This window comes from Emticicia sp. 17c (genome assembly GCF_037153985.1).
In the GTDB taxonomy this organism is placed as follows: domain Bacteria; phylum Bacteroidota; class Bacteroidia; order Cytophagales; family Spirosomataceae; genus Emticicia.
In genome coordinates this window covers 335,229-349,564 of sequence record NZ_JBBAYI010000002.1, presented here as the reverse complement: position 1 = coordinate 349,564, position 14,336 = coordinate 335,229, and the positions used below count along the sequence as shown (strand labels likewise).

Annotated in this window: 13 protein-coding genes; 6 read left to right on the top strand and 7 right to left on the bottom strand. The window is 39.9% G+C overall.

Annotated features, from left to right (window positions below; all coding sequences use genetic code 11):
* Window positions 1-20: 20 nt before the first annotated feature.
* Window positions 21-2,198 carry a TonB-dependent receptor gene (locus WAA15_RS06020; RefSeq protein ID WP_337041711.1) on the bottom strand — a complete coding sequence of 726 codons (2,178 nt, stop codon included), beginning with the start codon at window positions 2,196-2,198 and terminating at the stop codon, window positions 21-23.
* Window positions 2,199-2,383: 185 nt separating this feature from the next.
* On the opposite strand from WAA15_RS06020, the gene WAA15_RS06015 reads away from it, so the two are divergent.
* The 4 genes from WAA15_RS06015 to WAA15_RS06000 all read left to right on the top strand — a co-directional run bounded on the left by WAA15_RS06015 (window position 2,384) and on the right by WAA15_RS06000 (window position 5,810).
* A complete protein-coding gene (locus WAA15_RS06015) occupies window positions 2,384-2,917 on the top strand; it encodes a DNA topology modulation protein (protein WP_337041710.1) in 534 nt (177 codons plus the stop codon).
* Between the two features lie 170 nt (window positions 2,918-3,087).
* Window positions 3,088-3,465, top strand: coding sequence for a hypothetical protein (locus tag WAA15_RS06010; protein ID WP_337041707.1), 378 nt, complete (start codon window positions 3,088-3,090; stop codon window positions 3,463-3,465).
* Between the two features lie 6 nt (window positions 3,466-3,471).
* Window positions 3,472-4,281, top strand: coding sequence for a helix-turn-helix domain-containing protein (locus WAA15_RS06005; RefSeq protein WP_337041706.1), 810 nt, complete (start codon window positions 3,472-3,474; stop codon window positions 4,279-4,281).
* A gap of 71 nt (window positions 4,282-4,352) precedes the next feature.
* Complete coding sequence (locus WAA15_RS06000; protein WP_337041704.1) at window positions 4,353-5,810, top strand: alpha/beta fold hydrolase; 1,458 nt, start codon at window positions 4,353-4,355, stop codon at window positions 5,808-5,810.
* Window positions 5,811-5,843: 33 nt separating this feature from the next.
* On the opposite strand, the gene WAA15_RS05995 is transcribed toward WAA15_RS06000, so the two are convergent.
* The 3 genes from WAA15_RS05995 to WAA15_RS05985 form a co-directional block, all read right to left on the bottom strand.
* A complete protein-coding gene (locus tag WAA15_RS05995; protein WP_337041703.1) occupies window positions 5,844-6,524 on the bottom strand; it encodes a carbohydrate-binding family 9-like protein in 681 nt (226 codons plus the stop codon).
* A gap of 89 nt (window positions 6,525-6,613) precedes the next feature.
* Window positions 6,614-7,336 (bottom strand): YebC/PmpR family DNA-binding transcriptional regulator, encoded by a 723-nt coding sequence (locus WAA15_RS05990; RefSeq protein ID WP_337041702.1) that lies wholly within the window; start codon window positions 7,334-7,336, stop codon window positions 6,614-6,616.
* Between the two features lie 108 nt (window positions 7,337-7,444).
* Window positions 7,445-8,095 (bottom strand): hypothetical protein, encoded by a 651-nt coding sequence (locus tag WAA15_RS05985; protein WP_337041701.1) that lies wholly within the window; start codon window positions 8,093-8,095, stop codon window positions 7,445-7,447.
* Between the two features lie 164 nt (window positions 8,096-8,259).
* On the opposite strand from WAA15_RS05985, the gene WAA15_RS05980 reads away from it, so the two are divergent.
* Window positions 8,260-9,585 (top strand): sensor histidine kinase, encoded by a 1,326-nt coding sequence (locus WAA15_RS05980; RefSeq protein ID WP_337041699.1) that lies wholly within the window; start codon window positions 8,260-8,262, stop codon window positions 9,583-9,585.
* Between the two features lie 69 nt (window positions 9,586-9,654).
* Here WAA15_RS05980 and rpsB read toward each other — a convergent pair whose 3' ends face one another.
* From rpsB to rplM, 3 genes are all read right to left on the bottom strand, one after another.
* Window positions 9,655-10,470, bottom strand: coding sequence for a 30S ribosomal protein S2 (gene rpsB, locus WAA15_RS05975; protein WP_337041697.1), 816 nt, complete (start codon window positions 10,468-10,470; stop codon window positions 9,655-9,657).
* Window positions 10,471-10,632: 162 nt separating this feature from the next.
* Window positions 10,633-11,019, bottom strand: coding sequence for a 30S ribosomal protein S9 (rpsI, locus tag WAA15_RS05970; protein WP_337041696.1), 387 nt, complete (start codon window positions 11,017-11,019; stop codon window positions 10,633-10,635).
* Window positions 11,020-11,068: 49 nt separating this feature from the next.
* A complete protein-coding gene (rplM, locus tag WAA15_RS05965) occupies window positions 11,069-11,512 on the bottom strand; it encodes a 50S ribosomal protein L13 (protein WP_337041695.1) in 444 nt (147 codons plus the stop codon).
* A 354-nt stretch (window positions 11,513-11,866) separates the two neighbouring features.
* Here rplM and WAA15_RS05960 point away from each other — a divergent pair, with 354 nt between their 5' ends.
* On the top strand, window positions 11,867-14,311 hold the full coding sequence (locus WAA15_RS05960) for a T9SS type A sorting domain-containing protein (protein WP_337041694.1): 2,445 nt from the start codon (window positions 11,867-11,869) through the stop codon (window positions 14,309-14,311).
* Window positions 14,312-14,336 lie beyond the last annotated feature (25 nt).

Below are 14,336 nucleotides of genomic sequence, written 5' to 3'. Positions count from 1 at the left end.
CTCAGATTGCTGTCCGTCTCTTATAAATTATCCAAGTCAGCCTCTTTAGGTTTTGTCATCTGCTTCGACAAGTTCATCGAAAGCCCAATAAAGAAAGTACGGTACATTGGCGGAATTACCTCAAAACGCTGCTTGCCATCGGCCGAATAACGGTAACCAAATACATTTTTACGTGCAAACAGGTTGTCGAGCGTAGCATAAAAAACCACAAAATTGCCTTTAATTGTACGGATATGGCTAGCTGATAGACTTACGTTTTCGTAGGGCTTGGTATATTCGGGTATGAACGAAGTACTGGCAAAGTCATAGTTAGGCCGTCCGCTGGTATGGGTAAATGTAACACCTATATTAGTACTTATTTTTTCAAGAAACTGTTTGTATACCACACTCACATTGTGTCTGGAGGCAAACGTTGGCATGGTTTCTTTCAGGTAATTCCTAAACAGGCGTTTGGTGTCCAGAAACGAGTATGTTAGCCAGAATTCACCGTTTTTAATGCTTTTTTTGTCTCTGAAAAACATATCAAACCCCTGAGCGTAACCCTTTCCGCTATTATCGGTCGAGCCTGTCGGGAACCGATACGGGTTAGGGTCATAGTAGGCAATATGTTCAACTACAAGTTGCCTGTAATCTTTCCTGAAACCTTCCAGCCTGAAAGTCCGGTCATTTTTAATAATCTGATAATTCATAATCAGGTGATTGGCCAATTCATAACCTAACTTCTGATTCAGATACAGGTAGTTTTTTTCGGGTGTCTGATAAAATTGCCCTGCTGCCAGCGATACCTGACTGTACTGTCCGGTTTTATAAGCCAACGAAACACGAGGAGCCACATTAGCTTTACTGATTACACTCGTGTACTCGGTTCTCATGCCAAACCTTCCGGCGAGTTTAGGCGTTAAGTATACCTCAGTTTCTACAAAAGCGGCACTATAATTATCTTTCAGCCTGAAATCATACTGATTATAGATATTGCCCACCCTGATGGCATGAAACTCCCCACCAAATAGTACTGAACTGGCATTGTTTCTTCCAAAAAGCCGTGTCATTACTACACGTGCTTGTGTTCGTTCGTCTAGCCTATCGCCATCATCATTTCCAATTTTGATTCTGTCAGTATTATGGCTATACGATAAACCCGTAAGCATAATCCATTTGCCTTCATCAAAGTTTACCTGATAAGTGCTGTTAGTAAATATATTTTTATTTTTTAAATCGAAACGGTAATTACTGCCAACAGTTTCATAAGACGGAAACGACATGGCCGACTGATTATCAGCGTAAGTGCCGTATATTTTCAGCGTGCTGTTTTTAGTAAGGTTTTCGTTAACAGTTAGAGAGGTATTAAAGCCTTGTGGAACTTTATCGAATGTGACGTTACTTTTCATCAGGCTAAAAAATGGCGAGAGGTTAGTGTAATACAACGAACCCGAAATACTGCCTTTATGGGTATAAGTAGCCCCCAAACCTGCCAGATTCGCGTTGATGTTCCAACCGCTGGCATCATCGGTTTTGTCGCGGGTTTGTAATAAAAGTACCGACGAAAGCGCCTGACCATACTGTGCCGAATACCCACCTGTGCTAAAAGCAGTACCTTTAAACATAAACGGGGTAAAGCGGCCACGCTGAGGCACATCGGGTGTACTGCTGAAAAACGGATTTTGCACAATCATGCCATCAATAACGGTTTTGGTTTCATTGGCTGAGCCACCTCTTACAAACAAACCTTCCTGCTCGCCTACGCGCTGCGCTCCGGGTAATAATTGCATCACAGCTGTAATATCAGCCCCTCCGCCGGCAGTTGTTACGATGTCAAGTGGTTTAAGCATAACCATTTTCTTGCTGTCTGATGCCTCAAAAGTGCCTGCGGTAATGGTTACGGTATTTAACACATTCATTGATTCCTGCAACTTAATGGTTAGCTCAACGGTAGGCGTATTTAAGGTTATTTTTTGCTGAAAATTATCATAACCCACAAAGCTGGCTACAAGTGTAGCGGTATCTTTACGACTGGTTCTGAAACTGAAATTCCCCTCAGCGTCGCTTGAGGCTCCATCATAACTTCCTTTAATAAATACATTAGTGCCTGGCAGGGCTTCTCCTTTTTTGTCTGTTATTTTTCCCTTAATGGTGGTTTGGGCAAATAACTGTGGTATCAGAAATAAATAAAATAGAATAAAAGGTAATAGCTTTTTCATGTGGTTGACTTATGAGATTGATGCCACAAACCTAAAGCATATCAAAGGTGCAGAATAGTGTTTTCCGACGAATACAGAATTTTAGGGAGTAAACTTTGTTTCTGCCAAGATGAGTAAATAAGCATTGACTAATCGGGCAGATAAGTGCATCTTTACAAAAACTTCCAGTAAAAATCAGAATAGTTATGACAGCCGATTTTCAGCACATAAAACGGATTTCCGTTGTGGGTTGCAGCGGGGCGGGTAAATCTACGCTTGCGCGGCAACTGGCCGAGGCACTGGCGTTGCCTGTGGTGCATCTGGATGCTGAACTTTGGCAACCCGGCTGGAAAATGGTGCCAAAAGACAAAGAACTTGCCATAGTAAAAAACCTGATAAGTAAAGATAAATGGATAATTGATGGCAATTACCATAGTACTATGCCTATCCGTTTTGCGGCAACCGAAGCCATTATTTTGTTAGATTTTTCTACATGGCTTTGCCTCAAAAGAGTAATACAAAGGTTTTTCAGATATAAAGGCACCACCCGCCCCGATATGCGGGAAGGATGCCCCGAAAAACTTGACTGGGAGTTTATTATCTGGATTCTGAGCTTCAGACACAGGCAGCGGCCACTCGTACTGAAACATATTAATGCCCATAAAAATAATTGTCATGTGCTTGTGTTTCGTAACCCGAAACAAGTAGTTGCCTTTCTGAATGCTATACCTCATCAGTAACAGGCTTTTCAATGGCTTTGTTCGTCCTGATAAATAACCATTCATGTATTTAAAATAACCTTTCGACAAATATTTTTCATTAACAAGGTACTATGTATAACAATGTATCTGTTATTGCCTTATATTTGTATTATTAAATTGATTTCCAAAAATCAAAATACTTAAATATTATGAAAAAGCTATCTTACTTTTTAATGCTGTGTGTGTTTAGTCTGGGAGTGTTGACCGCCTGTGAGAATAAAGGCGATATTTCGGTGTCACAAACCGATGCCGACGATGTATATAAGTTCAAGGCTTATTTTCCTAAAAACAGAACAAAAAATGTTCAGCGATACATGGATGATAAACTGATAACAAGTGGTGACTTCTCTTTTAAAAACTCAACAATTGATGGTACATTAGTACTTGATAACAAAATGACTTTCTATATAAGGATGTTTCCGGGTAGTTTGAAAATTGAATTTGATAAATCGAAAAATTCTCATGAAAATTACACACGAATGAAACAAATGGCCGAAGGTATGAAAGATGTACTGATAGGTAAATAAAAAACTATGGTCGAAATCTTTGATAATATTCATAAGATATACCAGTATCAGGCTCCTTGCGAGGAACTCGCCGAATACATAGCATTCTTTTCAGAATCTTCGTGTTCAGCTACTGAAAAATATTTGGCTGGCGAAAGTTTCAGTGTAAAGCTTTTTCCTAGCTGGACACCCACCATCTGGTTTAATCTTGGCTCACCCTATAAATTGTCCATAGCTAATCAGCATTATGTTGTACAGCCAAACCAAGATGTTTTACTTTTAAGAAATACCATCGTAGAACGTCGGAATTTACCAACCGACCATATTTTTACCGTTAAGTTTTCTGCGGGTGGCTTTGAGGGCATTTTTGGGATTAAGCAAGGTTGTCTGGGTAGTGAATTAATCGGGTTGTCGCATATTATACCCTCTTCAATTATTCAGGACCTCAAACGGATTGATAATTTTGAGGAGAGGGTAATGCTATTGCAAGGTTTTTTCCTTCAAATTAAACAACGCCGTTCTTGGCAGGAGCATTATTTTAAAACTGTGCAACGTGCAATTAAGGCTTATGAAACCAGTAACATGGAATCAAGAAATAGTGAGATAGCCAGCGAGGTATCTGCTACAAATAAAACCTTGTACAGATACTTTAATCATGTAGTAGGCACTACGCCCAAAAACTATTTTTCAGTGATAAGAGTACGGGAAGCCTTGCAAAAATATGTAAGCCATAAAGCTGACTTTAGCCCTTATGATTTTGGTTATTACGATATGAGCCATTTTTACAAAGAAGTTATAAAGTTTACAGGCAGCAAACTAATTGATAATGGCCTGTAAATTGTCCGTTTTTTACTAAAATTTCATTTAGAAAGCCCATAGTTTTGCTGAAAACTTATAACATCATATCTATGAAAAGGCTTTTAATTATTCTTCTTGCCACTAATTTTTTTGCGTTTAAAGTTTCGTTTGCCCAAAAAAGAGCTACTTATAAACCAGCAATTGAACCCTGCCCCTGTGCTTTCAAAGCCGATAGCAGTCTGAAAACCATTTGCGGGTATCTGATAGTACCCGAAAACAGAACCAAACCTGCCGGAAAAAACATTAAACTACCTTTTATTATTGCTGAAAGCAGCAATCCGGCTAAAAAGAAAGACCCTGTACTCTTTACAGGCGGAGGCCCCGGAAGCAGTTCGTTGGGTTTTATTGGGTCGGCGCATCATCGTTCTCTGATTAAAGACCGTGACCTGATTGTTTTTGAGCAAAGGGGGACTCATTTTGCTGTGCCGAATCTGGATTGTAATGAAGTAGGCGAAGCCCTCAAAAAAGCCTTTATCTATAACCTGCCTAAAGATAGTATGATACAAGCGGGCGTAAAGCAATGCAGAGCAAAACTGCTGGCGCAGGGCATAGACCTCACGGCCTATAATACGGTAGAAAGTGCGGCCGACATAGAAGATTTACGTAAGGCTCTAAAAATTGACTCTTTAAACTTGTTCGGTATTTCTTATAGTGGTGGTCTTATGCCAACTGTACTCAAAAACTACCCTTCGGGCATAAGGTCTTTAATTCTGGATTCGCCTTTGCCCGAATTTGTTAACATTGATGAAGAAGAACTCGTAAACTTTAACGAAGCACTTTATACAGTATTGGCAAAATATGAAGCCGACAGTAGCACAAGCACGTTGCCGTATGGAGAGCTTCAACATAGCTATAAGCAATATTTTACGGCTATTACCGGAAAAGATTTTACGATTAAATATTTGCCAAAAGATGCAAAAGATAGCCTCATTATCCACTATTCACAGAGCGAACTGATTGGCTTTCTGGAAGGGGTTTTGTTCGACTTTTCACGAATCAAAGAGATTCCTTTTATAGTTTCAGAAATGATAAAAGGGCATCATGAGGTTTATATAAAAGAATTTCTGGATGGTATTTTTAATGGTGGTGGGCCGTCGGGGATGCGTTTGTCGGTGTATTGTTCTGATAAAATGGCTTACGCGCGCGACGCCCTTATTAAGCAGCAATACCAGTTGTATCCTTACATGGCAGGCGCAGGTTTTTATGTGAACGATGTATACAGGGCCATGTGTGATTGCTGGAAAGTGCCACCCATTATTGCCGCAACCAAAATGCCTTTTTATTCTAAAGTACCTGTACTTTTAGGAGCCGGAGATTCTGACCCCGCTACGCGCCCTATCTATAATGATATGCTGCATCATTTTATGCCTAACAGCCAGCGGGTACTTTTTAAAGGGCGTTCGCATGGGCCTTTAATCAGAAAAGAGGGCGATACCCTTATTTATCAGTTCCTGAATAACCCCCATAAAAAAGTTATTTCTACTGATACAGCTATTGTGGTGTATTAATGTTTGGGGCAAAGTAAATAAATGCCCCAAACATTATTTTAACAACATTTTGCCAAAATACTCAGGTCGGTGAAATGCCGGTGTTTTGCCGCTCATGGTAGGGCTCCAACATAAAAAATTACATTCTTTAGGGTTACATACCCAATTACTCTTTTTATGCGATTTTAAAGAAACAATTCTGTAAAAATTAATACGGTAGTTATTGGTTTGCTGTGGCCCAACTAATGCCAACGGAATTTGCAGTGAGCCACTCCAGCTGTCGTCATTAGTTTTTATGCTATGTTTAATACCAGACTGCTCGTAGCCTATCATTTCGGCCGAATTTCCGCCGCCTTGCCCTTTGGTTGGGTTATGAATTTTACCTATCCATAAAACGTTATTGGGGTTAATTTCCAGTTCCAGATAGCGGCTTGGAGTTTCGGTTCCTTCTGCAATAAATACTTCAAATACTTCCTGATTATACAATTCGGTATTATGAACGGTATACGTGTTTTCTTTCCAGAAGGGGTTCTGCTTGCATTCAAAGTCTACGTACAGGTATTGGTCGTCATATTTTAACTTTACAAAAGTTTCCTGCGGGGCTTGTTCTCCGGTGGTTGAGTGCTTGAAGTAAGACGTATCAAGCGGCTGCCATTCGTCTTTAGATAAAGTAATTGTGTAGTCGGCTAGTGTCATAAGGAAGAATTGGATATAAGGATAAAGAAAAAGTAGCATTATTGAGGTATAAATGAGAGTGGATAAATAAAAACGTCAGAACCTGTGTAAAAGATTCTGACGAATATATACAAATAAATCAGGAACAATCAGGCAATTATCATGTTATGATAAACGTTTTGCACGTCGTCGTCGTCTTCCAGTTTTTCAATCAGTTTTTCAACATCGGCCGCTTGCTCTTCTGTAATGGTTTTCATATCTGTCGGAATCCGCTCAAAGTCAGCGTGCAGTAATTCAAACCCTTTTTCTTCCAGAAACTTCTGAATCGCTCCAAAGGCTGTAAACTCGCCATAGATATTAATCTGGTTTGTTTCTTCATCCAGAAAGACCTCTTCTGCGCCAAAGTCAATCAGTTCCAGTTCTAGCTCTTCTACATCAATTTTGTCGTTATTGGCAATCTTGAATACAGATTTTCTGTCGAAGATAAAGTCTAACATACCCGATGTACCCAAACTACCACCGCATTTAGTAAAATAACTACGGATATTGGCTACCGAGCGATTGGTGTTATCAGTAGTACACTCAACCAATATGGCAATACCATGTTGTGCATACCCTTCATATACCATTTCTTTGTAGTCTTCCTGTTCTTTTGAAGACGCTCTTTTAATAGCGTTTTCTACGTTTGTTTTAGGCATATTAGCTGCCTTGGCATTCTGGATGATAGCTCTTAAACGAGAGTTGCTGTTTGGGTCAGGGCCGCCTGCCTTTACAGCAATAGCTATATCTTTACCAATACGGGTAAATGTTTTGGCCATTTGCCCCCAACGCTTCATTTTGCGAGCTTTTCTAAATTCAAACGCTCTTCCCATATACTAATTATGAATTCTATTAGTTAATAATTTTTTTTCTTGCTTTGCTTTAAAGCCAAGGCGGAATTTGAGAGTGCGAAATTAGAAAAATTTACTGTAATAATCCACTTATTTCGTGCGATAAGGCAAATGTTTAGCTACTTGGGCAAGCAACTGGTTGGTCAGGTGGTGTGGGGTATCCATACGGTTGTTAGGGCGTTGGGTTAAATGGGTTTTCCAGAGTAGCTCACCACTTGCGGCATCATACAGGTTTACGTTTGTTTCTACGCCATCGTTCCCCATATAAGCGGGCATCATTGAGTAGCGGTTCTGCTGGGTAATAGTAATGCTCAATTGCCCCCAGATAACGGCATCAACCCCTAAAAGGCGAGCCAGTTGGGATTTGTCCTGAAAAATTATATCTTCCAACCTGATTCCATTATCGGCCAGAATCTTGTTTGTCTTTGAGAAATCCTGAATGGCTAATTCATACCGGCCTTTTTCTATTTGTTTGGCGGCATAAGTAAATAATTCTTTTTGGGTATCAAGGCTTCCTTCGCGTTCCTGCTGGCTGAAAAAACGTTGTGTACGGCCGTCGGGCTTACGATTGGCAGGGTTTGAAAACTGCACATCAAAAGGTAATATGGCTATTCGCTGATGAGTATTTTTTACTTTCTCGAAGTTGTCCGACAAAAAATCTCTTGAGGCAGTGCAGGCGGGTAGCACAATTGCCAAAAGAATTATGGCAATAATGCTTTTATTTATTTGAATGGTTTTCATTTTATTTATTGTTTTATCCAGTATTTAACGAAATTTGAGAAAAATTCTTTTGTGAGATGACACTATTTTTCAAATCGTGTTTCTAACTTACACATATTATTTTTAGAATCATTAGCACAAGCACTTTTCTTTAGTAATTACAGGCAAACACGTATTTCACTTTCATGAGGCATTTTTCAATTGGTATCATCTGGCGGCTTGGGATTTTATGCCTGACCCTGATGGCAACTATTTATTTTTTTCTGAATAATCAATGGTCTGCCGTTAGCTTGTTCGGTCTTTTATCAGTAGGAGTTCTGTATTGGTTGTTTGTCTATACTACCTCAATTAATCGTAAACTGGCGCGTTTTTTTGAGTCGGTTCGTTATTCAGATTTTACCGTAAAATTTCGCTCAGATAATAAGCTCGGTAAAAGTTTTGAAGAAGTAAACCAGCAATTTAACGGCGTGTTAGAGGCGTTTCGTCAGGCCAGAGCCGAAAAGGAAGCCAATCTGCATTATATCAATACTATTGTGCAGCACGTAAATGTAGGGCTTCTGTCGTACGATTCCTCGGGTAACATAGAGCTTATTAATAATGCTGCTTTTCGTATTCTGAACATTTATCGTTTACGTAACATCAACGAGCTTCTTAAAACTCCTCATGCCGAATTATATGAAATACTAAAAACAATTCCTTCAGGTAGTAAGGCATTGTACCAGACCTCTAACGAAAAACAGATTTCTATCAATGCCGCTACGGTGAGCCTTCGGGGGCGTGTAATTAAACTTATATCTCTGCAAAATATTCAGTCAGAACTTCAACAAAAAGAACTGGAAGCGTGGCAAAACCTGACAAAAGTATTGCGGCATGAAATCATGAACTCGGTTACGCCTATTGTGTCGCTGGCCAGTACCATGCGAGAAATCATTGAAATTGACCTTTCTGATAAAAACGAAATTCAGGAAACAGTAAGCGATTTAAAAGAAGCGCTCTTTACCATTGAAAACAGAAGCAAGGGAATTATGAACTTTGTAAATGCTTACCGTGAGTTTACCAGTATACCGAAACCTGTTTTTGAAGAAACAACATCAAAAGCAATTATTAGCCATGTACTAAATCTGATTCAGCCACAACTGAAAGAAAAACAGATTAACCTGAAAACGGATTTCAAGGAAGACTTTGAGTTAATGGCCGATACGGAGCAAGTGGCAATGGTATTGATAAATATTATTAAGAATGCCATTGAGTCGATAGAAAGCCGCTTAAACCCTGAAATAAAAATCAAGGTATATGAGCTTGATGAAAGAAAAATTATTGAAGTAGCCGATAACGGTAGTGGGATAGAACCCGAAGCGCTCGAGAAAATATTTATTCCGTTTTATACTACCAAGAAAACAGGCTCTGGTATTGGCCTGAGTTTGTCCAGACAAATCATGCAAATGCACGGTGGAAACCTGAAGGTATCGTCGAAGGTAGGGGAGGGGAGCCGTTTCATGATTATATTCTGATGCTTGCCCGATAAAAGAAAAACCCGAAACGGCTGTTTCGGGTTTTTATATATTTAATCTGTTTAAAGATTATGCTTCTTCTGTTGATTCAGCAACCGGAGCAGCGGCTTCTTCAGCAACAACTGCTGCTGGTGCCTCATCTACTGCGCGTTTTGCTTCTTCTTCTTCTTGTAAAGCGGCGTTATCTTTATCCATTTTACGCTCCATGATACCTTCTTCAATAGCTTTTCCTAAAGCAAGGGTTACTAAAGCAACTGATTTGTAGGCGTCATCATTGGCCGGAATCGGATATTCAACTGACTCTGGGTTTGAGTTGGTATCGCACATTGCAATAACCGGAATACCCAAACGGTGTGCTTCTGCTACGGCAAGGTGTTCACGTTTTACGTCAACCACAAACAAAGCAGCCGGAAGTCTTGATAAGTCGGCAACACCACCTAATAATCTTTCTAGTTTGATACGCTCGCGGTCAAGCATTAAGCGTTCGCGTTTTGCCATGTTGCCAGCTGTTGCTTCATCTTTCAACATACGCTCAACGTTTTGCAACTTTTTCAATGATTTCTTGATTGTTGCAAAGTTTGTTAACATACCACCTAACCAACGCTCAGTAACGTAAGGCATTTTTAAGCGTTTTGCTTCTTCTGCCACGATTTCCTGTGCTTGTTTTTTGGTAGCTACAAACATGATTTTACGACCAGAACGAACAATTCCTTTTACTACTTGTTGTGCTTCTTCCAAACAAGCTAAAGTTTTGTTAAGGTCAATGATATGGATACCGTTTTTCTCCATGAAGATATACGGAGCCATTTTAGGATCCCATTTACGGGTAAGGTGACCAAAGTGTACACCTGCATCCAGAAGGTCTTTGTACTGTAATTGTGCCATTTTTGGTAAAATGAAAAATTAATAAAATTAAAAAACTAACATACGCAGCACAGCACGTCGGCATCACTGTAAGTGCTGTCTGGACAAAATAATTTACGAATTACACCCAATTGGCAGCAGACGGCTGCAACAAAGAGATGTAATTCGTAAAGAATCGAAATATTAACGTTTCGAGAACTGGAATCTCTTACGAGCTTTACGGCGACCGTATTTTTTACGTTCAACCATACGAGAGTCACGAGTCAGGAACCCTTCTTTTTTCAAAGCAGGGCGGTTTTCGATGTTTGCTTCACACAAAGCACGAGCAATAGCCATACGCACTGCTTCTGCTTGTCCGGCAATTCCACCACCTTGTACATTTACTTTTAAATCGTACTGGCCAGTAGCGTTTACTGCCGAAAATGGTTGATTCAAAACGATTTGAAGAATTTCAGAAGGGAAATACTCCTTTAATTCACGACCATTCACAGTAACTGCTCCATTACCCGCTTTCATGTAGATACGGGCTACGGCTGTTTTTCTTCTACCTACTGCGTTGATAACTTGCATTATTATATAGGATGTTTGAAAATATTCTGAATATTATTATTTGTAAAGATTACAGTTCAATAGTTTTTGGTGATTGAGCTGCATGTGGGTGGTTAGGCCCTTCATATACATATAGGTTTGTATACAAACGGCGGCCTAAACGACCTTTCGGTAGCATACCTTTTACGGCATATTCTACTACACGGCGGCCATCTCTTGCCATTAACTCACGAGGAGTAGCAAAGCGTTGTCCACCAGGGTGGCCAGTGTGGCGTGTATAAACTTTATCAGTCATTTTCTTTCCGGTCAGGCGGATTTTCTCTGCATTGATAACAATCACGTTATCGCCACAATCCACATGAGGAGTATAATTTGTTTTGTGTTTGCCACGAATGATGTTCGCAATCTGGCTACACAAACGACCCAGAACTTTGTCAGTAGCATCTATTACTACCCATTCTTTATTAACGGTTCCGCTATTAGCAATAATCGTTTTGTAACTTAAATATTTCACAATTTTAAATGTTAAATTATGTTCTGAAAAAAGCTCATGTTATTCACACTTTTATTCTTGCCCCCAAAGCTCGAACTAAGTATAATAACTTTTTTTCGTTAATTTATGAGGTGTTGAAACAACACATAGCAACTCCGGAAACAGTTACTTCTCTAAATTCAAAAAGCCCCTCGAACTAACGGGCCACGCTACGAGGGTGGTATTTTGGGGCTGCAAAATTAGAGATTTCTTTAAAAAAAAGCAATTGTTTCGTTTTTTTTTATGCTAAATCATTGAAAATTAGTTCTTCTGATAAGAAGAAGTTACTTTTGTAGATACTTTTCCGTATTCTGATATAACCTCCCATTAGATAAAATGAAATTAAAACAACTTTTTGGGCTTGTGGTGTTCCTGCTATCTTTTCAGTCAGGAATAGCCCAGTGGAAACTCAATGATACTACGCCCGTACCTGTATGCGCCGCACCTGATTTTCAGGCCGCAGTGCTTTATTCTATTGATGAAGACGGCAACAGCTATTATGTGTGGTCTGATTACAGAAAAGGTGTTATTGAGTTATATGTGCAGAAATTTAATGAGAAAGGAATAGCTCAATGGGAAAAAGACGGCCTCCGAATCGGAAAAGTAATTGACCAATATGCCATTATCTATACCCAACGCTTAATTAAGCCTGATGGCAAAGGTGGTGCTTTTGTTGCTTGGCACTTGCTACCCGACCCCAACAATCAGGGACATCGCCAGTTTTTTGCTCAACACGTTTCTAAAGACGGAAGCCTCTCATGGGGCAGCGAAGGTGTAAAAGTATCAGACCGTGAACTAACTACCGTTGACCCCTACGATGATGTTTTCGATTTAATCGACCTCAAAAATGATAAACTGTTGGTGTTTTTTAATCATTACAACACCGAAACTGCTACCAATACGGTTTATACCAAAAAACTGGATTACTCAGGTAAAATTATAGAAGAAGAAAAGAAATTATTTGAGAACAATCGGCTGGAAGATAAAGTTATATATGATGAAAAAAACAGCAGGTTTCTAGCCCTCATCAAAGACAATCAGGCCGATTACCTGTTTCAAACCTTTGATGCTAATAACACACCGCTTATTCCGACACCGAAAGCTATTTACCAGAATCAGTTCAGTGGAAATTCACGGATTGACCTCTTTAAAACTGATGCCGAAGGTAACGCAGTTATTGGCCGAACGCTTACTGTTGATGACAGAAAATTTGTATATGCACATAAAGTAGATATAACGGGTGCGTCGAAATGGGGAAATAACGGAGTGAATATGGGGTCTGAACATACCTTTGATATACAAGTTGTGCCTACAAGCGACGGCGGGGGCATTGCAACGTGGCTTGAAACGGCTGACCGCCTAAGACCTTTTCAGATAGCTAAAATTATTGCCGATGGAACCATAATCTGGAAAAAGGATGCCTTTGTGCCGAGGTCAGATAAACCGTATCGTTTGCCTAATAAATTAGTACCTGATGGTAAAGACGGCGTTTATACGCTATGGCTAAAACCTAAAGACATTGGCTATGAACTAACCGTACAGCATTTTGATAACAACGGGATGCACAGGTTTGTTGATGAGGGTATCTCGATTAAAGATTTTACTTTTTATAGCGACTACCGCCTGATTCCGTATCCGAAAGGTGGGGTAATTGTATTCTGGGGTGCAAACAAAGAACTAGAAGATGGCAGAGGTGGAACCGTAGATTTATATACCAATTACCTGACCGAAAATGGCCGTTTCGGGCTTGACGAGCCACCTGTGCTTGAAATAAACCCATTAGCCCTGAATAGCTTCTGTGCGGGGCAGACCTTCTCGGTATCGGTTAATACCAGTGGTCCTAATTTTAATCTTGATAATAGCTTCAAAGTGTTGTTGTCAGATAAAAACGGCAACTTCGATAACGCTATCGAGCTAGGAAAAGACACCAGAAAAACCATTAACGTTAAAACGACACAGGCAATAGAAAACGGAAATTACCGCATAAAAGTGGTATCGACCTCGCCCGTAGTAGAAAGTAAAAACGTAGTAGAAGTAAAGATAGCAGAAGTAACAGCCCCTTTAATTACAGCCGATAAAATGATTGCCTGCGTAGGCGAAACATTTACACTTACAGGCTTGGGTTGTGAGAACGGTTCGGTGAAGTGGTCGAACAACAAAGAAGGAAAAACATTAGCCGTTGCGCTTGAAAATACCACAACGTTTTCGGCAACTTGTATCATAGAAGGTTGCAAAACTAGTTCTTCATCGAACGAACTATTGCTACAAACATCAAAAGTAGCTGCTACTGCCAGTAATGGGGGGCCGTTCAATGTAGGTGAAAGTATAAAACTGACTAGTACAGGCGGAGTAAAATATACTTGGTCAGGCCCGGAGTCTTTTACTTCGAGCGAGCAGAACCCTACTATTGCCGGAGCAACCCTTAACATGGGGGGTATTTATACCGTAGTGGTTACCGACAACAATAACTGTACAGGACAGGCACAAACCACCGTACAGATTAATAATATTCTGGCTCTGGAAGAAGAAGTAAACATCCGTACTTTTCCGAACCCGACAAGCCATGAAATCATTGTGGAGTTTTATGCTCAGGTCAATAATCCGGTTAATGTTTCATTAATCAATATGCAAGGCATGATAGTAGGAGAGCGTAAACTTAAAGCCACCGGAGGATACCAGCAGGAAGTGCTCGACATCAGGTATTTTTCTCGCGGCCAATATTTAGTAAAAGTAATTACGCCTAAACGAGAAGTAATCAAGAAAGTTATTATTGAAAATTAAAAGTTCTTTGGTAAAGCCGCAGGCT

Coding starts and splice junctions, on each gene's coding strand:
- WAA15_RS05990 (WP_337041702.1), bottom strand. CDS start 7,336: ATGGGAAGAGCGTTTGAATTTAGAAAAGCTCGCAAAATGAAGCGTTGG.
- WAA15_RS06020 (WP_337041711.1), bottom strand. CDS start 2,198: ATGAAAAAGCTATTACCTTTTATTCTATTTTATTTATTTCTGATACCA.
- WAA15_RS05995 (WP_337041703.1), bottom strand. CDS start 6,524: ATGCTACTTTTTCTTTATCCTTATATCCAATTCTTCCTTATGACACTA.
- WAA15_RS06010 (WP_337041707.1), top strand. CDS start 3,088: ATGAAAAAGCTATCTTACTTTTTAATGCTGTGTGTGTTTAGTCTGGGA.
- rpsB (WP_337041697.1), bottom strand. CDS start 10,470: ATGGCACAATTACAGTACAAAGACCTTCTGGATGCAGGTGTACACTTT.
- WAA15_RS06005 (WP_337041706.1), top strand. CDS start 3,472: ATGGTCGAAATCTTTGATAATATTCATAAGATATACCAGTATCAGGCT.
- WAA15_RS06015 (WP_337041710.1), top strand. CDS start 2,384: ATGACAGCCGATTTTCAGCACATAAAACGGATTTCCGTTGTGGGTTGC.
- WAA15_RS06000 (WP_337041704.1), top strand. CDS start 4,353: ATGAAAAGGCTTTTAATTATTCTTCTTGCCACTAATTTTTTTGCGTTT.
- WAA15_RS05980 (WP_337041699.1), top strand. CDS start 8,260: ATGAGGCATTTTTCAATTGGTATCATCTGGCGGCTTGGGATTTTATGC.
- WAA15_RS05960 (WP_337041694.1), top strand. CDS start 11,867: ATGAAATTAAAACAACTTTTTGGGCTTGTGGTGTTCCTGCTATCTTTT.
- rpsI (WP_337041696.1), bottom strand. CDS start 11,019: ATGCAAGTTATCAACGCAGTAGGTAGAAGAAAAACAGCCGTAGCCCGT.
- WAA15_RS05985 (WP_337041701.1), bottom strand. CDS start 8,095: ATGAAAACCATTCAAATAAATAAAAGCATTATTGCCATAATTCTTTTG.